Genomic DNA, 23,736 nt, shown 5'->3' with positions numbered 1-23,736 from the left:
ATGCCCACTATTATTTTGCTATACATCATCAAAAATCTGCTCTACTCTTTGATGTAATTTTTCGCGCACATGCTGCGCGATAATGTAGTTTTTAGTGGGGTTTATATAATTTTTATGCTCACCATGTGGAACACAGATCACTTTTTTGAAAAAATCGAAACAACCATCGGTGTTGACTACATGTTGCGCGCCAGGGAAGGCGTACCGGAAAAAGGGGTATACATTCGCCCACACATGCACCTTGAGCATGAGATTATGTGGTTTCATAAAGCTGAGGGAAGTTACAGTATTGGCAGTGAAAAATTCAATCTTAAAAATAATACCTTAATCTACGTGAACCCTCTGGTGTTGCATGATATGGAACTGGCCTTTACCGCCGACCATGAACGTTTTTTGTTGCAATATGATAATGCGGTACTAAGCAGGTTAAAATATCCTTTTCCGGCGATGAAACCTCATACTGGTATTGTTACGCAGCTCAATGAACAGGACGCAGAAAGACTGCAATTTTTGTTCAAGTGGTTTACAGAAATAGATGAAATGGCGAACTCTGTGCACGAGATTAATCCGCTGATGATTTTGCTGCTCAACACTGTATTTCACCACGCCGCGCAAGCAGAGCAAATCTCGCCTGAGGGGGAAGGCAATAGCGCGTTTGAAAATATCATCAATTTTATCATTGATATGGAGACGCGTACTTCTTTTAATATTACGTTGAATGAAGCAGCAGAGTTCGTCGGTTTGTCGGCAAGCCATTTTTCGCGGACCTTTAAAAAGATCATGCAGGTTAGCTTTAAAGAGTATCTGGTCAGGAAGAAAATTGCCCGTTCTGCCGACTTGCTGATCAATACTGAATTGAATGTAACCGATATTGCCTACCAGTGTGAGTTTACCGACAGTGCCTATTACTGCTTTCAGTTTAAAAAAATTGTTGGCGTGACGCCGAAGATATTCAGAAAAAATAGCCGCACAACAAAACAGCTATCTACGAAACATGATCTCTAAGCTGGGCGTGAGCGTTTATTGATCAGCAGTACGCAAAAACAGGCGACCGGGGGAGCCGATCGCTGTTCTACATTCAGGCCGCTGACTTTTTCTGCGCCAGGGTCGTCAGCGCTTTATCGTTCAGGCTGTATTTGCGCATTATCAGCACCAGCATCGCGACCAGAACGGCCGGGAACACGGTGAATAATAGTCGAATGGTTTCCAGTGCCGACGCAGTTTGCGTTGTTGCCCCCCCGACATAATCTCCCCAGGCGAGCATATACCCCACCAGTGCGCCACCGATGGCGATCCCTAACTTGATGGCGAATAAATTGGTGGAAAACACGATGCCGCTGAGTTTCTTCCCGCTCTTTTGTTCTTCAGCATCAATAATGTCTGACAGCATGCTCCACTGTAATGGGGTTGCGGCGAGTTGGATAATATTGATGATAATGACTAGCGAGAAAATGGCGATAACATTGCTGCCAGGAATAAAATACATGCCCAGCAGTAGCGTGGCTTCGAGCAGCATGGCCACTTTAAACCCTTTTACTTTATCGATGTTTTTAAACACGGTCGATGAAATCATCGCGCCCAACACGCCAGATGCCAGTGTAGCGGTCAATAACAGACTGCCCAAATCTGGGCGCTTCATAATGCTGTTCACAAAATAGAGTGTTGTGCCGCCCTTAAACAGCACTGCCACCAGATTTACCACATTGAGCGCAAACAGAATTCGCCAGTCTTTATTGGCGAGCAGCGTTTTAAGATCATCGAGGATACTGTTCTTTTTGGTTAATTCAACATCCGTCAAAAAACGCTCTTTTGTCAGACCAAAGCAGATAAAAAAGAGGATGATGCTTAGTGAACCCATCACCATCATGGTATAGAAATAGCCGTTTTGCAGATTACCTTTCCCGAGCCAGGCCACCAATGGTAGCGCCGTCAGGGAAACAATCAATCCTCCCAGGGTACTAAGAGCGAATCGCCAGGACTGTAATGAAACGCGCTCCCTGGAATCATTGGAGATATTATTGATCATCGCGCAGTAGGGCACATTAATAGCGGTATAAACCAACGACAATAAAGTATACGAGACATACGCGTAAGCCAGTTTTCCACCGTATGACAAGTCTGGAGTATAAAACGTCAAACAGCACAATACTCCAAAAGGTATGGCAAACCATAATAAGTAAGGACGGAATTGACCATATTTTGATTTTGTTCTGTCCGCCACTGCTCCCATTAATACATCGGTTATCGCATCCAGAAAACGGACCGCCAGAAACATAGTGCCCATGTGTGCTGGACTTAAGCCAAAAATATCAGTATAAAAATAAGCCATAAACAGCATTACGGTCTGCCACACTAAATTACAACCGGTGTCGCCCAGTCCATAACTTATTTTTTCTTTTACACTTATTAGCGTACTGTTCATACAGACTCCATCGGATAAAATGTAACGAACTTGCTTAAATAGACGTAAGTAAGTTATTGCTAAGCCCGTATCCGATATGTATAAACAATCCTGATAAATATAAGAAGAGTGTACTGCATGAGTGATGAATCTCCCGTTTTCGAGAAAATACCCGTTCGCACCGGGGATCTGTTCACCTTCCGGGTCGATGCCATCAGTGACTTTCAGGGTATAGAGGTGGTGCCGCATTATCATATGATGCATGAACTGATGTGGTTTCGACAATCGGCGGGCAGTTTTACCATCGGCAGTGAAAAATTAGCAATAGAAAACAATACATTAATTTTTGTTCCGGCATTGATGATCCATGAGATGAGCATTCCGGCACAGGCGAATCATGTTCGTTATCTCCTGCAATTCGAAAAAGAGTGGCTTGATGAATATGCGCTGGCATCCGACGCGCTGCACTGCGGGGCGATGGCCATTCTTGGCGCAGAAGACGCTGACCGACTGGAGATGTTATTTAACTGGTGTGGCGAGTTTAGCGATTTTACTGACACACTTTTCCGCTCACTCATCCGCAGTATCTTACTCCATGCATTTAAAAACCTAAGAGCGGCTGTGCATATCACAGAAAGAGAAAATAATGTGTATGTGGGCGAACTCATCAAATTACTTAAATCCATTGATGTTACTGAAAATTATGAGATAACCACAGAGGAGGCGGCGAAAACCTGTGGCTGGTCGAAATCATGGTTTTCCAAAACATTTAAGCTCACGTTTGGTATCAGCTTTAAAAAATTTATGTTACTGAGAAAGCTCAACATCGCCATTAATTTACTAGCTAATACCGAGCTGCGGATCAGTGATATTTCTCAACGTGCCGGTTTTACCGACAGTGCTTACTTTTGTCTTAAGTTCCGGGAAATGATGAACGATACCCCGTTGTCATTCAGAGATAAAGTCAGAACTACTACTGATGTTGGCAGTGGGCCTCGTTGATAACAGGATACGTCAAAGACAGCGCTATTTTTACTTAGTGTGATCGCTGTTTCCATGACTGCGCAAAAAAATCATATAAACTCCGCCAAAGAATACATTCTTTGCTCACCATTAAGCCTATTTTTCATAACGTGAAGACGGTGCTTGTTTCACCATGCTGAATATCCCTTGAAAAATAAAGGTATTGTTATGAATAAAGCAGGGTTTAAGGAAAAGATTGGCTATGGCCTGGGCGATGGTGCATCCAATATCATCTGGCAAACCATCATGCTGTTTATGGCTTATTTTTATACCGATGTGTACGGCCTCAGCGCATTTCATATGGGAACGATGTTTCTGGTTGTCCGCGTTTTTGATGCCTTTGCTGATGTTTACGCCGGTTATTTAGCTGACCATACGCAAACCAAATACGGGCAGTTTCGTCCCTATTTACTTTGGTTTTCCTTGCCGTTTGGTATTTTTGGCGCTTTAACGTTTAATACGCCTGATTTCGGAGAAACCGGTAAAATTATCTACGCCTATGTCTCCTATACTACGCTGTCGCTTTTTTACTCTCTGGTGAATGTTCCGTACTGCGCGATGATCAATAACCTCTCCAGGGATGCGAAAGAGAGGGTATCAATGCAATCGTACCGCTTTGCCTTTGCAGCCCTGGGCGGCATTATTGTGTCTGCCGTGGCGCTGCCTCTGACAAAAATTTTAGGCAATGGCGATCTGCAAAAGGGATACTTCTACGGCATGATCCTGATGGGCGCGCTGAGCACCATTATGTTCCTGATGTGTTTTGCGATGACCAAAGAGCGCTACGTTAAAGAGGTTGATAAAACCCAGAAATTTAGCGGCATCTACAAAGAGCTTATAATACTGCTGAAAGACCAGAACTGGCGCTGCATCTTTAGCCTCAACGTTGTCAACCTGGTTGCCGGAATATTAAAAACTGGCGGGGCTATGTACTTCGTGAATTATTATTTGCATCGCCCGGATCTGGTCAGCGTGGTGCTCTCTATTATCCTTGGCGCGAAATTTATCGGTTCGATGTTCACCTCCACATTGTATGGAAAACTTGACCGCTTACAGGCTTATAAAGTCGCGATGACGGTACAGGCGGCAGTGATGATTGCGTTGTTCTTTGTACCTGCCGACTACATCATTGTAACCTGCGCTGTGATTGGCGTTATTCACTTTATCAACTCTACGGCGACGCCTCTGCAATGGAGCCTGCTGAGCGACATTATTGATAGTGTGGAAAGGAAAACAGGCAAATCGCTTAGTGGTCTGGTTTTTTCTACCAATATTTTTGCCATTAAGATTGGGATTGCTATCGGCGGTGCCATTATTGGCTGGCTGTTGACCCTGGGCGGTTATATTGGCAACACGCCCGTACAGACCGAATCAGCGACTCTGGTTATCCGGCTCATTTTTACTGTCATTCCGGCAATGTTGATTCTGAGCTTGATTTTAATTCTGAAAAAATACCGCAGTAACGAAGAGCCCGATAACCAGGGAGTAATGATTGCTGCGCAAAAAGCGCCCGCCAGGCACTAACGATTTATTACGGACGATAACAAGGAGTCGCCATTATGGCCGCTATTACTAACCCTATTATTCCCGGCTTTAACCCGGACCCGTCAATTATCCGCGTTGGCGAGGTTTATTATATGGCCACATCAACATTCGAGTGGTTTCCAGGGGTGAGTCTGTATAAATCTTACGACCTGAAAAACTGGCAGCGGGTAGCCTATCCGTTAAACCGCAGAAGCCAGCTTGATATGATCGGGAATCCGGATTCAGGTGGCGTTTATGCGCCATGTCTGAGTTATCACGACGGGCGCTTTTACCTGATTTTTAGCGATGTTAAAAATGTTGCCGGGCGTTTCTGGGATGCGAACAATTATCTGGTGACGACTGACGATATAGAAGGTGAGTGGTCAGAGCCAACCTATCTTCACAGCCGTGGCATTGACCCGTCTTTATTTCACCACAGCGATGGGACGAAATGGCTGCTGAGCATGGAGATGAGCCACCTGGAGGGCGGAAAACCGGGTTTTCCCAAGTGGAACGGCATTATTATTCAGCAGTATGACGCGCGGGAAAACAGGCTGGTAGGGGAGTGCCGGAAAATCTACGCGGGTAGCGCGCTGGGGACCACGGAAGGGCCACATATCTACGAACACAACGGCTGGTTTTATCTACTGACGGCCGAAGGGGGCACCTTCTACAACCATGGCGTGACGATGGCCCGCTCACGTAGTCTCTTTGGTCCCTACGAAACGGACCCCATCGGCCAGATGATGACCTCGCGTTACGACTGCCGTCTACCGCTACAGCGCGTAGGGCATGCGGATCTGTTTGAAAATGCGCTCGGTGAGATGTTCATTGTTCATCTGTGTGGCAGGCCGTTGCCAACAAAAGGACGTAGCCCAATGGGGCGCGAAACCGCCATTCAACGAGTGTACTGGAATGAAGAGGGCTGGTTGCGGCTGCTAAATGAGAGGACGACGCCGGAAAGCGTGGTCCACACGCGTCTGGAAGAACGCCCCTGGCCCGCGCTGCCTGTAAAAGACGATTTTGATGCCCCGACGTTGCCGCTGCACTATCAGTCGTTGCGTATTCCCCTTGGTGAGGAGATGTGTTCGCTTCGGGAAAGGAAAGGTTGGCTGCGTCTGTACGGACGAGAGTCTCTCAGCTCTCGTCATTACCAAAGTTTGCTGGCACGGCGGCAAACGGATGCTGCTTATACTGCGCAAACCTGCGTGGATTTTTCCCCGCGCGCGTTTCAGCAAATGGCCGGATTGGTCTGCTTTTACGATACGACAAACTACCTGTACCTGAATATTTCTTGTGACGAAGAGGGGTACAGGACCATCAACCTGATGGTTAATGATCTGAATAAATTCACGATGGTTACCGGCGATGGCATTCGTATCGCCCAGGAGGGGCTCGTCTATCTCAAAGCCTGTGTGCGAGGCGATGCGGCGTGGTTTTATTATTCGCTGAATAAGTCCGAGTGGTTCCCTGTCGGGGACTATGTGGAATACAGTAAATTGTCCGATGAATATTTTAAAGAACGCGGTATCGAGCGTTTTACCGGCACTTTTGTGGGCATGTGTTGCCAGGATTTGACCGGTGAACGAGCCTATGCGGATTTCGACTATTTCTCTTATTCGGCAGATCCCTACTGACCGTTGATAGCACGGCCCGTATTTTCCCTGACAGCGCCATTGAGATAATGGCGCTTTTTTATTTCTGTGCTTTTTATTTTCTGTACTTTTATTTCTGTGAAAAAGATCACCTGCCGGGGAGACACTTCTTATATTTACGAGGTCGTTTCATATACCTCAGTAAAAATGCGGGCGGTAAAATCAGGAATAACAGAATATGTTAATAACGGACAAAAGTGGTTATTTATGATTGAGAATCCGATATTCAAAGGCTTTAATCCCGATCCGTGTATTTGTCGCCGGGGTGATGATTATTATGTCGCCGTCTCTTCATTTGAATGGTTTCCGGGGATCCCGGTTTATCATTCGCGAGATTTAAAAAACTGGCAATTGCTGACGCATGTTTTGCAGGATGATAATGCCCCCGACCTGCGTAAATTGCCCTCCGCCAAAGGTATCTGGGCACCTTGCCTGACCTGGTGCGAAGAAGAGCAACTGTTCTATGTCATCTATGGCGTCATGAACTCTATGAATGCACGCTATTTTGATGTCGACAATTATTTGATTACCGCAAAAGAGATAACGGGTCCCTGGAGTGAGCCCGTCTATCTGCACTCTGCCGGTTTTGATGCGTCACTGCTGCATGACACCGACGGGCGGAAATGGATTGTCTCGCTGGAGTGGGAAACTCGCCCCGATTATGAAAAACCCGGCGCTATTTGCCTGGTTGAGTATTCTCCGGCGCAAAAAGCCATTATTGGTTTCCCTCAGCGCGTCTGGTCCGGCGGTACCGACCGGGGCTGCATCGAAGCACCACACCTGACGAAACGTGGCGATTACTACTACATCATGACGGCGGAAGGCGGCACCGGATACGGGCACTCGGTGACGATGGGGCGGTCAAAAAATATCTGGGGGCCGTATGAAAGCGACCCACAAAACCCGATTGTCACGTCGTACAGTGAAAATTTTAATGAACGCCACGATGCGAACCACCTCAAACCACAGTACTTTAACCCACACACTTATCTGCAAAAAGCCGGGCACGGCAGCTATGTTGAGACCCCTGAGGGTGAGGTCTGGCTGGTACATCTGTGCAGTCGACCGTTTCGTGATGAACGACGCTGCACTCTTGGTCGGGAAACCGCGATCCAGGCGATGTACTGGACGCCGGATAACTGGTTAAGGTTAAAAGAGGGCGGTAATATTGCCAGGCATAAGGTCAGCCCGTCGGCCTTACCGGCCAGCCCGTTTGCGCCTTCCATGCCAACAGATCATTTTGATAAAGCGGATCTGGACAACCGTTATTATGCGCCGCGCATCGATTTTCGCCGCTTCGCCTCACTGCACAAACGTGAAAGTCATGTCACGTTGCGGGGACAGGAGTCGCTAAGTTCAACCAACAAAGTGAGCCTGCTGGCAAAGAAGCTGACCTCGGTCTATTGCACCATCACCACCCGTCTCGTCTTTTCCCCGCAGGTCTATCAGCACAGCGCAGGTCTGGTACTCTATTACGACAACATGAACTATCTCTATCTGTTGCAGACCTGGGATGCATCGATCGGGGGATCCGTGCTGTCGGTGATTCATGTGGATAATGGTCAGCGGCATGATATTGCCCGGCCTGTCAGGGCTGGCAGCAGCCCGGTATTTCTCCAGATGCGCATAGAAGGGCGGGATATAACCTGTTACTGGTCGTTGTGTGACGGTGATTTTCAGCCGATCGGTGAGCGCTACGATACAACGGCATTTTCTGATGAATATAGCCAGTATGGGGAATTTACCGGCGCATTTTTCGGGCTGGCCTGTGTGGATGGCATGCTTCATCAACACGAAGCCCATTTTGATTTTTTACGCTATGAGGCCGATGAGACGCGCCTTATTGATTAAGGTTAAGGCGGAGATCGCGAGTCGCCATCTCGCCGGTGAAAACAATAAACCCGGCGAGAGATCTCGCCGGGTTGTCGGTTATTGCAGATCGAAACGGTCGAGATTCATCACCTTCGTCCATGCGGCAACGAAGTCAGCGACAAACTTCTCTTTGGCATCGTCGCTGGCGTACACCTCGGCAAGCGCACGCAGAATCGAGTTAGAACCAAAGATCAGATCGGCACGGGTAGCGGTATATTTCACTTCGCCGCTGGCCCGGTCGCGGCCTTCAAACAGCTCCGCTTTCTCATCAACCGGTTTCCACGCGGTGCGCATATCCAGCAGATTCACGAAGAAATCGGTGCTGAGCACGCCAACGCGGTCGGTGAAGACGCCATGCCGGCTGCCGTCATAGTTGGCACCCAGCGCACGCAGGCCACCGACCAGAACGGTCATCTCCGGCGCGGTCAGCGTCAACTGTTGGGCTTTATCAATCAGCAGTGTTTCGGTCGGCATCTCATCTGCCACGCGGCGATAGTTGCGGAACCCATCGGCCAGCGGCTCCATCCATTTGAACGACTCAACGTCGGTCTGATCCTGACGGGCATCAACGCGGCCCGGTGTGAACGGCACGCTGATTTTCACGCCAGCATCGGCAGCCGCAAGCTCAATACCCACGCCGCCTGCCAGCACGATGATGTCGGCCAGCGACGCTTTACCGGACGCCTGCTGAATCTCTTGCAGTACTGGCAGTACTTTGACCGCCGTCGCATTCACTTCCCAGTTTTTTTGTGGCGCTAACGCCAGACGCGCGCCGTTGGCGCCACCGCGTTTATCACCGCCACGGAAGGTGGACGCAGACGCCCAGGCTACGGAGACCAGCTCGCTCACCGACAGACCCGATTCGGCAATCGCCGTTTTCAGGCTGGCAATGTCCAGATCGCTCGGTTGGTGGATGGCGGCAGGCAGCGGATCCTGCCAAATCAGATCTTCGCTCGGTACTTCCGGGCCAATGTAGCGGGATTTTGGCCCCATATCGCGGTGGGTCAGTTTGAACCAGGCGCGGGCGAAGGCCTCATTAAAGGCCTGCGGATCGTTCAGGAAGCGGCGGGAAATTTTCTCGAAATCCGGGTCGAAACGCAGCGTCAGGTCCGTCACCAGCATGGTCGGTTTGCGTTTTTTCTCTGGGTGGAACGGGTCAGGAATGATGTCCGGCGCATCTTTCGCTTCAAACTGAATCGCCCCGGCCGGGCTGCGGGTCTGTACCCACTCGTATTTGAAGAGATTCTCGAAGAAGTAGTTGCTCCACTGGGTCGGGGTTTGTGTCCAGACCACTTCAAGGCCCGAGGTAATAGCGTCGGCACCCGCACCGCTGCCATAGCTGCTTTGCCAGCCTAAGCCCTGAGCTTCAATAGACGCCGCTTCTGGCTCGGCGCCCACATGGTCGGCTGAGGCCGCACCGTGGGTTTTCCCCAGCGTATGCCCACCGGCAATCAGGGCGACAATCTCTTCATCGTTCATACCCATGTTGCCAAAGGTCGCACGGATGGCCGCTCCGGCGGAAGTGGGTTCACCGCTGGCGTTCGGACCTTCCGGGTTGACGTAAATTAACCCCATTTCGGTGGCGCCGATGGCCTGTTGGGCAAGGCTTTCTGGATGACGGTGCTCAAGCCAGTTTTTTTCATTACCCCAGTTTACGTCGAGGTCCGGCTCCCAGACATCTTCGCGACCAGCGCCGAAACCGAAGGTGCGAAAGCCTGAGTTTTCCAGCGCCACGTTACCGGCGAGGATGATCAAATCACCCCAGGAGATCTTCTGCCCATATTTTTGTTTCACTGGCCACAGCAGGCGGCGTGCTTTGTCGAGACTCACGTTATCCGGCCAGGAGTTGAGCGGAGCGAAACGCTGCTGCCCGCGGCCTGAACCGCCGCGTCCGTCGATAGTGCGATAGGTCCCGGCACTGTGCCAGGCCATACGAATGAACAGCCCGATATAACTACCCCAGTCAGCAGGCCACCACTCCTGAGAGTCGGTCAGCACTTTTCTGATATCGGCTTTTAGCGCGGAGTAATCGAGTTTTTTAAACTCTTCACGATAATTGAAGCTTTCGCCTAAAGGATTGGAACGGTTGGAATGTTGATTAAGCAGGTCCACGCGCAATTGCTCTGGCCACCAGTCACGGTTGGTGGTGACACTGCTTTTCTTCGCGGGTTTTGCGCCGCCTTCATGAAAAGGGCATTTGCCTGCGGAGGATTCCGGGGACGTATCTTCTGACATGCTCATATCTGGCTCCATTTGCACTAGTGAGTCTCGTTACGATATACACTGCTTCCAGTTAGAGGTATTTGAATGAATCTACAGATTTGATAGCCAATTCCTTTCTTATAAGCAACACCGTTTGTGGGGAATTAAAATAAAAACGGCTCTTATTGACTCATCATTGATCAAGACCGGTACAAAGCGGTATTGCCTCGATCACAAGCGTGTGCCTGTTTTTGTAAAATCGCCATTTTTCAATGCATAAAAAATGCGCCGCTCAACATCGTGATGTCATATATTTTTGTCAGTCTGTGCGTCCAAAACGGATAAAAAGGAAGACACAATGTCGCAACCGCTTTACGTATTCGATCTGGACAACACGCTGATAGATGGCGACAGCAGCACCATCTTTAGCCGTTTTCTGGTCCGCGAAGGGTATGTCAGCGACCCGGAATATTTGCTGCATGAAGAACGCCTGATGCTCGATTACGCACGAGGGGAGATGGATCTGCAGGAATACGTTGCGCTGATCCTCTCTCCGCTCATCGGACTCAGCCGTGATGACGTTGACCAACTGGTGGCGCGCTGTGTGCAAACCGACATCCGTCCGCGTATTTACCCGCAGGCGCTCGCGTTTATCCAGTTATTACAGGCGCAACATCAGCCGATGCTGATTATCTCGGCTTCGGTCAGCCTGCTGGTGAAGGCAATCGCGCCTGTGCTGGGTATCCGGCACGCCATTGGTATTGAGGTTAAAATGGATAACGACCGCTATACCGACATCATTGACGGCACCCCGAGCTATCAGGAGGGCAAAATCACCTGCCTTCACCACTGGCTCGACGCGCATCCGCAAGCCAATGGTCCGCTGACGTTTTATACCGATTCAATTAATGATCTGCCCCTGTGTCGGCGTGCCGACGAGGTTTTTCTGGTCAATCCCTGTTCACAGCTCGCCGCCCAGGGAGAACAGCACCGTTGGCCGGTGCTGAACTGGCGTCTGGACTAAACCGCTACGGCGCTTTATAAAGCGGAACCGGCTTTCCAGTGATATAGCGGCGTCGCAGCCAGGCGGACGCCGCATCCATCGCCATCACGATCGCCACCAGAATCAGGGTGATAAACATCACCACATCCCAGTTCCACAGGCGCATGTTTTCGGCGTAAATCAGGCCGATCCCGCCCGCGCCGACAAAGCCCAGCACCGCCGCTGAGCGGGTATTCGATTCAATCTGGTAGAGGCTGAGCGACAGAAACGTGGGGAAAGACTGGGTAAAGGTACTAAAGCGGTGTTTTTGCAGACCGCTGGCACCGACAGCCGTCAGCCCGCGTGCGGGTGAGCGGTCCACCGCCTCGTGGTTTTCCGCATACAGACGCCCCAGCAATCCGGTGTCCTGCATGATGATCGCCAGCACCCCGGCCAGTGGCCCAAGCCCCACGGCCCTGACAAAGATAAGCCCCCAAATAGCCATATCAACACCGCGCAACATATCGAACAGGCGACGCATCAAAAACGCCACCACTCCGGCGATACCGCCTTTCATAATATTACGTGCCGCAAAGAAGGAGAGCAGCAGCGCGATAAAGGTGGCGGTCAGGGTCCCGGCAAAGACGATGGCGAGCGTCATGGCAATTTGGGTGAAGTAGTAGCGAAACGGCCAGTGCATAAAGTCATGCCAGACAAACATACGCAGGATGTAACGGCCAATTTGCGTGATGCCGTTGAGTGCCTGATCGGCGGGAATGCCGAACCGGGCAAAAAACCAGACGTAATAGAGCAACCCCGCCAGGGCAATCAGACCAAGACGGCGCAAATAACGCCCCTGCGCCTGAAATAACGTCTTATGTTGCTGACGACTTAATGCCACATCGGGTGCGGCCTGCCAGTGACTCATTTTCCACCCTCCAGCACCCACTGGCGCAGACGGCCAGACAGGGTATCCAGTGCCGCAACGACGATAATAATCAGCAGTAGCGTGATACTGACCTGATCGTAGCGGTCAAGTTTGATATTGGTCATCAGCTCCTGGCCGATGCCGCCAGCACCCACCAGCCCCAGAATGGTGGAGGAGCGGAAGTTGATCTCAAGGCGCATAAACCCATAGGAGAGAAAAAGGGGCTTCACCTGTGGCCACAGGGCGAAGCGGACGCGCTGAAAATGGCTCGCGCCACAGGCGGCCAGACCGCGCACGGGGCGGTCATTCGCGCTTTCAATCGCTTCGTAGAAGAGCTTGGTCAGACTACCAACGGTATGCAGCATGAGCGCCAGAAAACCGGGGATCGCGCCAATGCCAAAGGCCATCACAAAGATAACCGCCCACGCCAGTTCCGGCATGGTACGTAAAAATGCCACCAGCGCGCGGATACCAAAACGGACCAGTGGCGGCGACCAGGTATTACCTGCCGCCAAAAAAGCGAATACCGTTGCCATGACAAACGATATTAGCGAGGCTGCCAGCGCCAGTTGCAGGGTTTCCCAGATAAGCGGCAACTGGATAGGCAGGCGATAGCCCCAGTAGGCCAGCGACCCCTTTGTATGGCTGTCGGCAAAGAGCGTGGATACATGCAGTGTCGGCATGGTCTCCCGCATGTAGTCGAAGAAATTCGGCAGTGAATGCCAGATGGTGTTCAGGTTAAATTCCGCTGCGTTTCCGGCAGTAAAATAGAGTACGAGTAAGACAAGCGACCAGGCGACCGTGTCACGTTTCTGGCGCATTCGGATGTTCTGGTAATACTGCTCAAACGACGTATTCGTGTTCATGGCTAACCGGTCTCAGGCGGAGACAACACTCGAACAAAAGCCCCGGGCGTTCAGCCAGGGGCTATTTTTTTAACGCACGCGAGTGCGAATTAACGTGCGGCCACCAGCTCACGTTTCATATCGATAATCTGTTTGTAATCTTCCACGCTGCCAGGACCGATATGCTGGGTACCGCCCATCGCCTTGACGAAACAGGCATGGTCGTCGGTATCCAGTTTTTTGATGGCGGTGACCACTTTGGCTTTAAAATCAGCCGGCAGGCTATTGCTCACCAGAATAGGGCCGTTCGGGATCAGCGGTGATTTCCAGATAATGCGGATCTGTTTCATCAGATCCGGATGATCCATACGAATCAGGCGGTTAAACGCGCCCACGCTGTAGCCGGAGTTATAGTCGCCTACCATGGAAGTCCAGGTTACTGCACCCGCGAACTGATTGTTCAGTACACCCAGAATGTCCTGCTCGTGGCCGCCGGAGAAGGTGACGCTGGAGAAGAAGTTGTTGTATTTGTTGTCGGCAGTGCCGCCGAACTGCTGTTTGAACGTCTGGTTCGGGATCAGGAAGCCAGAGGTGGAATCCGGATCAGCGAAGCCGAACGGTTTGCCTTTCAGATCTTCCAGTTTCTTATACGGGCTGTCTGCTTTGACGATAACCACAGAATAATAGCCGCGCGACTGGTCTTTATCGTCCACGGCGAGGCCCACAATATCCACCGCTTTCGGGTTGTTGATATAGACGGAGGCATACGATGCAGGCGACATGCTCAGCACTACGTCGACTTTGCCGCCCAATAAGCCCTGAATAACACCAGAGTAGTCAGACGAGTTACGCAATTTGGTGTCGACGCTCAGTTCCTTGTCCAGAAAGTCTTTTACGCACTGGTTATCGCCAATTTGCTGGGTGGCGTTCTGCCCGCCGAGGATACCCAGATTTAATTCCTTCGGTTGTTCAGCCGCGTTCACCTGCCACGCCAGCAGAAGACCTGTCATCAATGCCGATAAACGTAATGCGCCTGAAATATGCTTTTTCATTGTCATTGCCTGTGTCGTCTCAATTGAAGGAAGAATTAATGCAGTTGACTTATTTCATCACCATAAAGCGTGTGCAAAACATCCTGTGTCAGCGCAGAAGGGGAGGCGTCAAAAACAATCCGTCCCTGTGCAACACCGATAACGCGCGTGCAGTATTCCTTTACCAGTTCCACGGAATGCAGGTTTACCATCACGCTGATGCCTTGCTCACTCACTTCTCGTAACACGCGCATAATGCGCTGCGTATTTTTGGGATCCAGCGAGGCGACGGGTTCATCCGCCAGTAAAATCGAGGGGTTTTGGATTAACGCCCGACAAATTGCCACGCGCTGCATCTGACCGCCGGAGAGGGTTTCCGCACGTTGCAGCGCGTGCGGCAGCATGTTGAGCCACTCCAGCAGCGCAATAGCTTTTGCGCGATCTTCGGCTGTAAAGACTTTGAACAACGACTTAAAGCTTGAGGTCTGGCTGAGCCTGCCCAGCAGTACGTTGGTCAGCACGTCGAGACGCGGCACCAGGCAAAAGTCCTGAAAAATCATCCCGCACTGGCTGCGCCACTGGCTCAGCTCACGGCCTTTAAGGCGAGAAACATCGCGCGGTAGACCGACATCGGGGAAACTCAGGATCTCACCGGATGTCGCGCTGTGCGTTCCGTTGAGCACATGCAGCAGGGTGGATTTACCGGCGCCGGAGCGGCCAATCACTCCGACCATCTCACCGCTGTGCAGGTCAAAGCTGATGTCCTGCAACACAGTCTGATGGCTGTTGTAGGATTTGCTTACGTTTTTGACGCTCAGCACCTTATGCAGCGGGGCGCTGTACAAGTGGTGCGACGAGGGCTCCAGGGTTTCCGGGTGTTCTGCCAGTGCGCTGTTCATGTGTCATCCAGATTTTTCACGAGAATGCCCAACATTACGGGGATTGCGTGTGATCGTTTTATGATGAAACAGAGAACAAATAATGAACGGGGCGAAAAAACGTCCTGGGCGTAAAGCTATTGAAAAAGCATAAAAACGATAAGGTCGTTATGGGCGAGGGGCGGACGCTGCCATCAACTTCAGCTATTTTGATTTACGAAGTTGTGCTTACGGTTTACTCCCGGTAGAAGCAGGCAAGAAACATCAGTTGTTTTTCTTATCGCATCATGCATGAGTGGACAGCAATTTCGATTAAAGGAGGAATCAATGTCACATTCGTCATCAAGAAGAAAAGTTTTAGACATAGAAGGCCTTCTTGTGCACAGAGCGTCACACGCACGGAGTTGCGCTAACCACGTAGCGAACAGATTGGGAATCACCCGCAGCGAACTATTGATGAAGGTTGAGAAAGAGACAGGCGCAAGTCTGATTTCGCCGCTTACGGAAGATGAGTTAATGAAAGCGTTTAACTTTGGTAAGCTAAGCTATGTGCAGCAAATTGAATTATTCAAACGTTCTTATTTAGAGAAAAAGAATTACGCCAAACCTTTTTATGAAAAAACAGCAGCAAAAAAAACGCACGCATCCTCATGGGATCAACTCGACCAGAAAATAAAAGATGTCGTTGTCGATATTTTTTACCAGGGCATAAGACATCCAGCAAGCTTAATCGAGGCTGCAATTGTTGGCAGAACAGCGCTTATTAACTTTATCCGGGAAGATTCATCACTCATGCGTTATGAGCCTACAAGACACAGAATCAGGTATTTACAATGAAGAAAATAATGTTAGCGATTATTTCGTTGGCTTTAGCTCCGTCAGCCTTCAGTGCTGAAAAAGCAGATATTATCGCCGGGCCAGAAACTGATACTTGTTGGCATAATAATGCTGACCGTGGAAAAGCTTCTGAATGCTTACATGCTCTTAGTGACAAAAGCAATAAAAGCATGGATGAGTTAATTGCCAAAACAGTCGGGCAAATAAAGGAGAACAATACTGGGCCCGTATATAAAAGTCAGGATCCTCAACTGACCATTGGTGATGTCTTCAGTAAGCTTTTCCTGGAGTCGCAAAATTCATGGAAAGAGTATCGCAAGAACTTCTGCTTAGGCGTTGGGTCGCAAATCGGTGAGGATACCTATGATTACTGGCCCTATATTTATCAGTGCCAAATCAACCTTAATAAGCGGCATACTGAAGAGATAAAAATGCTTCATGCCGATGAAGAGTGAGTGAGATTAGTAAGTGAGCGTAGTTGCCTGCTGACTGACTTTTTGTAGTTCAGCAGGCTTAATCCTGTTAATGGATTGATTTGATAACATGATGTTTTCGTGCTGGTGGCCGTAGTGATGAGCATTGCGTTCTTTGCCAAAGGCTTCGGCAAAATCGGGTGGTGCATCCTCCGCGATCGTCACCGAAAGAGATCCTGGGCGTCTCCGGCTGAGTTTTCAGCTTCTCTGGCAATACTGCCTGTATCGTCACGCCGCTGTGCATCGGCTACATCCCGGCCGTTAACCTCGCCATTCTTGACCCTGGTGCGATGGGTACCCTTAGCCGGGTCTCATTTCTGCCTATCATTGTGTCCCTGAAACGTCTGCAAATCGACCCGCCGGACCGCCGAAAACGGCGCAACAGTATCCGGCTATAAGCGCAGCGGCGCGAAACGCACCATTCAGAATGTATAGATTTGTGCTCTTTTGCTGACACCACGTTGACAAACATTTGCCTGGTCAGTAATTTCATTTGTAATTATTGACCAGGCAAATAACATGAAAGACGTTACAGATACCCCTAATCCTAAGCTCCATCTCGGCTTACTGATTCATCTGGCGAACCAGTTTAAAGACCAGCTTATCAGCCACTTTTTTGCCGACACGGATATCACCGCTGCGCAATTTAAAGTCCTGATCAGCATTTACAAAGGTTTCAACAGCCCGCTTGAAGTCAGCAAAAATTTGTTGATGGATGCCGGGGCCATGAGCCGGATGCTCGAGCGGATGGTGAAGCGCGAACTGATCCTGCGCACCCCCAATCCGGAAGACAAACGTCAGGTTATCCTGGCGCTGACTGAGAAAGGGCAGAAAATTTGCGATCGCTTTCAGAACGAAGCGCTGTCTTCCATTCTTGGCTCGCTGACTGCCCGTCTGACCCCAGAAGAATCCCGCCTGCTGGTACAGCTATTGATAAAAATGCTGCCAGACGAGGCCACCAAACCCCATCGTTAAGTTGTCCTGAATAAGGTTACGATAAAGATGCAAAATTCATCTGCACAGTCATCTGCACAACCAGAACGCGCACCCAGCAAACGTAAGCGCAACTTCGCCATACTGCTGGTAATCCTGGTGCTTATTGCCGCCGGTTGCCTGGCATGGTACTTCCTGTATGCCCGTTATTACGAAACCACTGACGATGCCTACGTTAATGCCAACCTCGTGACACTGACCCCGCAAATTGCCGGAACGGTCACCCAGGTCGCCGTTGATGAAGGGGATTACGTCACCAAAGGCCAGCCGCTGGTGTTGCTCGACCCCAGCGACACGCAAATTGCCCTGCAACAGGCGGAAGCCAACCTGGCCAGCACCGTGCGTCAGGTCCGCGGTCTGTACAGCACCGCAGACAACTACCGCGCTCAGGTAGCGGCGAAAAAAGTGGCCCTGCAAACCGCGCAGAACGACTTCGCGCGTCGACAGAAGATTTTTGCCAGCGGGGCGATTGCGGCAGAAGATATGTCGCACTATCGCGATGCCGTGGCCACGGCGCAGAGTGATTTAGCGGCGGCGCAACAGGCGTTGAGTACCAACCTGGCGATGGTGGATGACACGGTCATCGACAGCCACCCGGAAATCAAAAGCGCGGTGGCAACCCTGCGCCAGCGCTATCTGGATAACGCCCGTAGCACCATTGTGGCGCCGGTCAGCGGTTTTGTGGCGAAACGCGCGGTCCAGTTGGGGATGCGCGTTGACTCCGGCACGACACTGATGTCGATCGTCCCGCTGGATCAGGTCTGGGTGGATGCCAACTTCAAAGAGAGCCAGATGAACACCATGCGTCTGGGACAAAAGGTGGTCCTGACCGCCGATCTGTACGGCGATAAAGTGGAATACCAGGGCACCATTGAGAGCTTAGGTATTGGTACTGGTAGCGCATTCTCGTTGCTGCCGGCCCAGAACGCCAGCGGCAACTGGATCAAAATCGTTCAGCGTCTGCCGGTGCGTATTACCCTCGACCCGCACGATATGGAGAAACATCCGCTGCGTGTCGGGCTGTCGATGTTTGCCAAAGTGGATATCCGCGACACCGAAGGCCATCTGCTGCCGCAAAAAACGGTCGCAGCACCGCGCTTTACCACCGATGTGTACCAGAACGCGCTGGATAAAGCCGATCAGATGGTGGCGAAAATCCTTCATGACAACAGTCAGTCCGTAGCGGCAAACAGCCGCTAAGAGGGGCGTTATGCAAGATAAGGCGGCCTTTACGCCACCCAGCCTGCTGCTCGCCACCATTGCGCTGTCGCTGGCGACCTTCATGCAGGTGCTGGATACCACCATCGCCAACGTGGCGTTGCCGACCATCGCCGGCAACCTTGGCGTGAGTTCGGACCAGGGGACCTGGGTTATCACCTCGTTTGCAGTCTGCAATGCCATCGCACTGCCGTTGACCGGGTGGTTTACCCGGCGCTTTGGACAACTGAAGCTGTTTGTCGGATCGGTCACACTCTTTACTCTGACCTCGTTCCTGTGCGGCTTTGCCCATAGCATGACCGAGTTGATTATCTTCCGTGCGCTGCAGGGGTTTTTCGCCGGGCCCATGTTCCCGATGTGCCAGACGCTGCTGCTGGTTATCTTCCCGACCACCAAACGCAGCATGGCGCTGGCGCTGCTGTCGATGGTGACCGTGGTGGCGCCCATCGTCGGGCCGATTACCGGGGGCTGGATCACCGATAACTACTCCTGGCCGTGGATTTTTTATATCAACGTGCCGATCGGTATTTTTGCGGCCATCGTCGTGTGGACGCAGTTGCGCGAACGTGAGGAGACCACCACGCACGCCCCCATTGATTACATCGGCATTATGCTGTTGGTGCTGGGGGTGGGTCTGTTGCAGGTGGTGCTGGATAAAGGCAACGATCTCGACTGGTTCTCGTCGACCGAGATCATTGTTATGTCGGTGATCTCAGCTATTGCGCTGGTCTCCTTTGTGATTTGGGAGCTTGGCGAGCGCCATCCGATTGTGAACCTGCGGCTCTTTGCCGACCGTAACTTCGCCATCGGCACCACCACACTGATGCTCGGTTACGCGGCGTTTTTTGCCATCAACATTATTCTGCCGCAGTGGCTGCAAACCCAGATGGGCTACACCGCGATCTGGGCGGGGCTGGCGGCGGCACCGATGGGCTTCCTGCCGCTGCTGCTCACGCCTATCGTGGGGCGTTATGCCAACCGGGTCGATCTGCGGATTCTGGCGTCGCTGTCGTTCCTGACCATGGGGGTGTCGTGTCTGCTGCGTGCGCAGTTCAACACCAGCGTGGATTTTCGCACTATCGCCGAAGTGCAGATGTTTATGGGTATCGGTGTAGCGCTGTTCTTTATGCCGATCACCACGATTGTGCTGTCGAACCTGCACGGCAATGAAGTGGCGGAAGGCTCCGGTCTGGCGACGTTCTTCCGCGTGCTGGGAGGTTCTTTTGCCTCGTCACTGACGACCTGGCTGTGGTCGCGGCGTGAGGTATTTCACCATGCGAATCTGACCGAGAGTGTCTCGGTGTATCACCCGCCTGCCATGGATTACCTCAATAAGATGGGTGGCGTCACGCAGCAGCACCTTGCCGCAGTGGATAAAACCATCGAACAGCAGGCCTATATGATGTCGACCATCGACTATTTCTGGCTGTTGGGGTGGGGGTTTATGGTGCTGGTGGTGATTATCTGGTTTGCGAAACCGCCGTTTATTCGCGCCGGTGCGCCGGGGGCAGCGCCAGCGGCGGGGCATTAATAAGAGTGGGAAGGGACGTTATATTAGCGAGAAGGAAAGGTTCCGTTCACGACACAGCCATTTTGGAGGCAATGAAACCCGTGGCGAACAGCGATGGGGCCGCGGGGATGGTGCAGGGGGCCGCGGTGGCCCCCTTTACCCGTTCACGAGGGTGAGCGTGACGGAGTTCGCATGAGTCTTCGTGAACGGAACCTGGTCCACTTAACTGACATGTACTGAATAATGCTATGCGTATCCCAGGTGCTACAGCATTCACTAAACGGGAACCAGGAATCACCGCCGGGCAAACATCATGCCCTGGCTTACCACTTTTATAGGATTTTCTATGGCACCACTGTTGTCCGGCAACGATGGCCGTTTACTGCAACATCGCTCATTCGTCTCGTTCTGGCTGGCGCGCACCAGCTCAAGCTTCGGCTTTCAGATGTTGTCTATCATCGTTGGCTGGCAAATCTATTCGCAAACCCACAGTGCCTTTTGGCTGGGCATGATAGGCCTGGTGCAATTTTTCCCTTCTGTTATTCTCGCACTGCCCGCCGGGCACATTGCCGACCAGTTTGATCGCCGTCGGGTCGTGATGTTTGGCCAGATACTGGAATGGGCGGCCATTGCGCTCCTCGCCTGGCTGACCTGGAAAGGGGATGCCAGCGTTGGGGTGATCTTGTCGCTGATTTTTATTATCTCTTCGGCGAAAACCCTTGAATCACCGGCGATGATCTCAATGCTACCTGCGCTGGTGCCCACCTCGATTTTGCCGCGTGCTACGGCCGCCAACGCGGTATCCGGCCAGGCGGCGCAGATTGTCGGGCCTGCGCTGGGCGGTTTCCTGTATGCGGCTGGTGCGGAGGTGGTTTATGCGGTGACGGCGGGGCTGTATCTGCTCTCGTTAATGCTGGTGCTGACGTTGCGCTATGAGCAGGCGCTGCCGCCGCGTACCCCGCCGACGCTTTCCTCACTGTTTGCCGGTGTCGATTTTATCCGTAAGCGCCCGGATGTCTTAGGGGTTATCTCCCTCGATCTCTTTGCCGTCCTGCTGGGCGGGGCAACGGCGCTACTGCCGATTTTCGCTCACGATGTGCTGCACACCGGCCCCATTGGCCTGGGTGTGCTGCGTAGCGCCCCTGCCGTAGGGGCGTTGCTGATGGGCTTCTGGTTAAGCCATCGTGCGCTTAAGCGCAATGTCGGGATGATCATGTTTATGAGTGTGGCGGGGTTTGGTGTTGCCACGCTGGTTTTTGCGCTGTCGAGCTGGATGTGGCTGTCGCTGCTGGCGCTTTTTGCGCTCGGCGGCTGTGATATGGTCAGCATGGTCATTCGTGGCTCGCTGGTACAACTCGACACGCCGGATGAGATGCGCGGGCGCGTCAACGCGGTGAACTCCATTTTTATCAATACTTCAAATCAATTGGGTGAGTTCGAGTCCGGGATGCTTGCCGCCTGGCTTGGTGCCGTGCCTGCGGCTGCCATTGGTGGTATCGGTACGCTGGTGGTGGTGGCGCTATGGATGAAGTGGTTCCCTAATCTTCGTAAGCGCCAGCGGCTGGAAAGTGGGGCGTAGCAATAAGGCGCGGGCAATTCAATTGCAGATTGCCCGCGCATGACGAACGGCCTGTTGCTATCTTTTCCTGACGGGAGAACCGATCACACCGCGTTGCGCACAGGAGAAGCTCATGTCAGATGAAACGTTACCCACCCTGCGTTTTGCCATCAATTTAGGTAATGCTGTGTTGGCCTCATTGACGCCTGATGGTCAGCCAGCAGGTATCACCGTCGAACTGGCAAAAGATATCGCCCGTCATCTGCATTGCCGCCCGGAATTCATCACTTATCCTGCCGCCGGGAAGGTGGTTGAGGACGCCGGTCAGGACGTCTGGGATATTGCCTTTTTGGCAATCGATCCCAAACGCGAGGATCGCCTGCGCTTTACGTCCCCCTATATCACCATTAAAGGGACCTTGCTGGTGCGCGAACAGAGTGACTGGCGAAGCGTTAGCGACATGGATAAGCCGGGTGTCGTCATTAATGTGGGTAAGAATGCGGCCTATGACCTCTGGCTATCACGCGAGTTACATCATGCAACGCTAAACCGCCTTTCATCCTCCCAGGCGGCGATTGATGCTTTTTTAGCGGGGGAAGGTGAGATGGCCGCCGGTATTCGCCAGCCGCTTGAGGCCGCAGCCCAAAACAATCCAGGCTTTCGCGTGTTGCCGGATGATTTCACCGAAATTCAACAGGCCATCTGCGTGGCAAAAGCCGATGATCGGTATTTCGATACCATAACAGAACGGCTCGCCCGGTTGGGGGAAGAAAACACCTTGTCAGAAATGATTGCCGGACATATGCGCCAGTAGTCTTTAACCGGTGCAAACCCTCATAACTCCGGCTGTGACTGGGCGGCCTCGCGAAGGGCGCCCGGCGGGTGGCCGACAATGCGCTTAAAGGCCCGGCTGAATGCCGCGAGCGAACCATAGCCCAGTCGCAGCGCTACGGTTTCGATAGCCTGGTTTTCATGGCTAATGTACTGGATCGCCAGCCGCATACGTAGCTCGCTGAGATATTTTGCCGGGGTGCTACCGGTGGCAGAGAGGAAACGTTCAGCAAAGACAGAGCGGGATGTTCCTGCCTCTTTTGCCAGGTCCGCCACGCTCCAGTTAATGCCCGGCTGCTGATGCATGGCGTAAATCGCCCGGCTTAGCCGTGGGTCGCGCAGCACCTGCACCCAGCCGGTGGCTTTGCCGCAACCGGCTTCCACCCAACCACGTACAATCAGCGCTGCCACCACATCCGCCAGCCGCGCCAGGATACCCGCAAACCCGACCTGACGGGTCATTGATTCGCGCTCCATGGCGGCAAGCAAGGGGTGAATTTCCGGCCAGGTTGACATCAGCTTACTGACCATCATCACTTCCGGCATCGCTTTAATCAGCGGCTGCATCCCGCCCAGTTCGAAATCCATACATCCGCTGAATATCACCACGTTTTCACTGCCTTTGCAGGGTTCGCAGGTGATTTGGCAGACCGAGCCGCAAATGGCTTCGCCGTGAAATGCGGAGACCGGCGTCGCCGTCGCGTTGTCATCCGAGAGCAGCGCATGAGCGTTGCCGTTGGGAATAAACAGCGCATCGCCGCTGTTGAGCGCAAAACGGGTACCGCTCTCCATCCGTAGTACCGCCGGGCCACGGCTGACGAAATGAAACTGGGCTTTACCGGGCGCGGCGTCGAAGGCGAAACCGAACGGCGCGCTAGCCTCAAAGCGGCGGTATTTCACGCCAGAAAGGCGCATACCGCGCAGTAACTCGCTGATGAGATCGGGTGTCTGAACCGCCATCGCTACAACTCCGGA

The 23,736-nt window shown here is 52.1% G+C and carries 21 protein-coding genes; 13 read left to right on the top strand and 8 right to left on the bottom strand.

The genetic code is table 11. The features are described from left to right. The first annotated feature begins 114 nt into the window (after positions 1-114). Positions 115-1,005: an AraC family transcriptional regulator gene (locus C5523_RS15765; RefSeq protein WP_223878704.1), complete on the top strand. Its 891-nt coding sequence runs from the start codon at positions 115-117 to the stop codon at positions 1,003-1,005. A 73-nt stretch (positions 1,006-1,078) separates the two neighbouring features. On the opposite strand, the gene C5523_RS15760 is transcribed toward C5523_RS15765, so the two are convergent. Then, on the bottom strand, positions 1,079-2,422 hold the full coding sequence (locus tag C5523_RS15760; protein ID WP_108701492.1) for a glycoside-pentoside-hexuronide (GPH):cation symporter: 1,344 nt from the start codon (positions 2,420-2,422) through the stop codon (positions 1,079-1,081). Positions 2,423-2,539: 117 nt separating this feature from the next. Between C5523_RS15760 and C5523_RS15755 the strand changes: the two genes are divergently transcribed. The 4 genes from C5523_RS15755 to C5523_RS15740 all read left to right on the top strand — a co-directional run bounded on the left by C5523_RS15755 (position 2,540) and on the right by C5523_RS15740 (position 8,454). After that, positions 2,540-3,403, top strand: a complete 864-nt coding sequence (locus tag C5523_RS15755; RefSeq protein ID WP_108701491.1) for an AraC family transcriptional regulator — start codon at positions 2,540-2,542, stop codon at positions 3,401-3,403. 189 nt (positions 3,404-3,592) lie between these two features. Next, complete coding sequence (locus tag C5523_RS15750) at positions 3,593-4,948, top strand: glycoside-pentoside-hexuronide (GPH):cation symporter (RefSeq protein ID WP_108701490.1); 1,356 nt, start codon at positions 3,593-3,595, stop codon at positions 4,946-4,948. A gap of 35 nt (positions 4,949-4,983) precedes the next feature. After that, a complete protein-coding gene (locus tag C5523_RS15745; RefSeq protein WP_108701489.1) occupies positions 4,984-6,585 on the top strand; it encodes a glycoside hydrolase family 43 protein in 1,602 nt (533 codons plus the stop codon). A gap of 225 nt (positions 6,586-6,810) precedes the next feature. Then, positions 6,811-8,454 (top strand): glycoside hydrolase family 43 protein, encoded by a 1,644-nt coding sequence (locus tag C5523_RS15740; RefSeq protein ID WP_108701488.1) that lies wholly within the window; start codon positions 6,811-6,813, stop codon positions 8,452-8,454. Between the two features lie 78 nt (positions 8,455-8,532). Here the strand turns inward: C5523_RS15740 and katG are convergent, their stop codons facing one another. Next, positions 8,533-10,716, bottom strand: coding sequence for a catalase/peroxidase HPI (katG, locus tag C5523_RS15735; protein WP_108701487.1), 2,184 nt, complete (start codon positions 10,714-10,716; stop codon positions 8,533-8,535). 319 nt (positions 10,717-11,035) lie between these two features. On the opposite strand from katG, the gene C5523_RS15730 reads away from it, so the two are divergent. Beyond that, positions 11,036-11,701 (top strand): HAD family phosphatase, encoded by a 666-nt coding sequence (locus tag C5523_RS15730; protein WP_108701486.1) that lies wholly within the window; start codon positions 11,036-11,038, stop codon positions 11,699-11,701. 4 nt (positions 11,702-11,705) lie between these two features. Here C5523_RS15730 and phnE (C5523_RS15725) read toward each other — a convergent pair whose 3' ends face one another. From phnE (C5523_RS15725) to phnC, 4 genes are all read right to left on the bottom strand, one after another. Beyond that, entirely contained in the window at positions 11,706-12,587 is an 882-nt protein-coding gene (gene phnE, locus C5523_RS15725) for a phosphonate ABC transporter, permease protein PhnE (protein ID WP_071196118.1), read from the bottom strand. Further along, positions 12,584-13,453, bottom strand: coding sequence for a phosphonate ABC transporter, permease protein PhnE (gene phnE, locus C5523_RS15720; RefSeq protein ID WP_108701485.1), 870 nt, complete (start codon positions 13,451-13,453; stop codon positions 12,584-12,586). The genes phnE (C5523_RS15725) and phnE (C5523_RS15720) overlap by 4 nt, the downstream gene beginning before the upstream one ends. A gap of 89 nt (positions 13,454-13,542) precedes the next feature. After that, positions 13,543-14,484 carry a phosphonate ABC transporter substrate-binding protein gene (phnD, locus tag C5523_RS15715; protein ID WP_071196116.1) on the bottom strand — a complete coding sequence of 314 codons (942 nt, stop codon included), beginning with the start codon at positions 14,482-14,484 and terminating at the stop codon, positions 13,543-13,545. A 35-nt stretch (positions 14,485-14,519) separates the two neighbouring features. Beyond that, a complete protein-coding gene (phnC, locus tag C5523_RS15710) occupies positions 14,520-15,362 on the bottom strand; it encodes a phosphonate ABC transporter ATP-binding protein (RefSeq protein WP_108701484.1) in 843 nt (280 codons plus the stop codon). 306 nt (positions 15,363-15,668) lie between these two features. Here phnC and C5523_RS27725 point away from each other — a divergent pair, with 306 nt between their 5' ends. Beyond that, positions 15,669-16,178, top strand: coding sequence for a hypothetical protein (locus tag C5523_RS27725; RefSeq protein WP_223878703.1), 510 nt, complete (start codon positions 15,669-15,671; stop codon positions 16,176-16,178). Next, positions 16,175-16,633 (top strand): lysozyme inhibitor LprI family protein, encoded by a 459-nt coding sequence (locus C5523_RS15695; RefSeq protein WP_075203671.1) that lies wholly within the window; start codon positions 16,175-16,177, stop codon positions 16,631-16,633. Before C5523_RS27725 ends, C5523_RS15695 begins: the two co-directional genes overlap by 4 nt. A gap of 6 nt (positions 16,634-16,639) precedes the next feature. Here C5523_RS15695 and C5523_RS27445 read toward each other — a convergent pair whose 3' ends face one another. Further along, positions 16,640-16,816, bottom strand: coding sequence for a hypothetical protein (locus tag C5523_RS27445; protein ID WP_172960899.1), 177 nt, complete (start codon positions 16,814-16,816; stop codon positions 16,640-16,642). 354 nt (positions 16,817-17,170) lie between these two features. Here C5523_RS27445 and C5523_RS15690 point away from each other — a divergent pair, with 354 nt between their 5' ends. From C5523_RS15690 to C5523_RS15670, 5 genes are all read left to right on the top strand, one after another. After that, entirely contained in the window at positions 17,171-17,626 is a 456-nt protein-coding gene (locus tag C5523_RS15690) for a MarR family transcriptional regulator (RefSeq protein WP_071196112.1), read from the top strand. 27 nt (positions 17,627-17,653) lie between these two features. After that, a complete protein-coding gene (locus C5523_RS15685) occupies positions 17,654-18,844 on the top strand; it encodes an efflux RND transporter periplasmic adaptor subunit (RefSeq protein ID WP_039079400.1) in 1,191 nt (396 codons plus the stop codon). A 10-nt stretch (positions 18,845-18,854) separates the two neighbouring features. After that, on the top strand, positions 18,855-20,393 hold the full coding sequence (locus C5523_RS15680; RefSeq protein ID WP_039079399.1) for a DHA2 family efflux MFS transporter permease subunit: 1,539 nt from the start codon (positions 18,855-18,857) through the stop codon (positions 20,391-20,393). Between the two features lie 325 nt (positions 20,394-20,718). After that, positions 20,719-21,951 carry an MFS transporter gene (locus C5523_RS15675; protein WP_079496658.1) on the top strand — a complete coding sequence of 411 codons (1,233 nt, stop codon included), beginning with the start codon at positions 20,719-20,721 and terminating at the stop codon, positions 21,949-21,951. A gap of 112 nt (positions 21,952-22,063) precedes the next feature. After that, positions 22,064-22,744, top strand: coding sequence for an ABC transporter substrate-binding protein (locus C5523_RS15670; RefSeq protein ID WP_108701483.1), 681 nt, complete (start codon positions 22,064-22,066; stop codon positions 22,742-22,744). A gap of 20 nt (positions 22,745-22,764) precedes the next feature. Here C5523_RS15670 and C5523_RS15665 read toward each other — a convergent pair whose 3' ends face one another. Beyond that, entirely contained in the window at positions 22,765-23,721 is a 957-nt protein-coding gene (locus C5523_RS15665) for an AraC family transcriptional regulator (RefSeq protein WP_108701482.1), read from the bottom strand. Positions 23,722-23,736 lie beyond the last annotated feature (15 nt).

Source organism: Phytobacter sp. SCO41 (genome assembly GCF_003073275.1).
In the GTDB taxonomy this organism is placed as follows: domain Bacteria; phylum Pseudomonadota; class Gammaproteobacteria; order Enterobacterales; family Enterobacteriaceae; genus Phytobacter; species Phytobacter diazotrophicus.
Note: the sequence above shows the minus strand (reverse complement) of the source record. Positions and strands in the feature narration are given on the sequence as shown.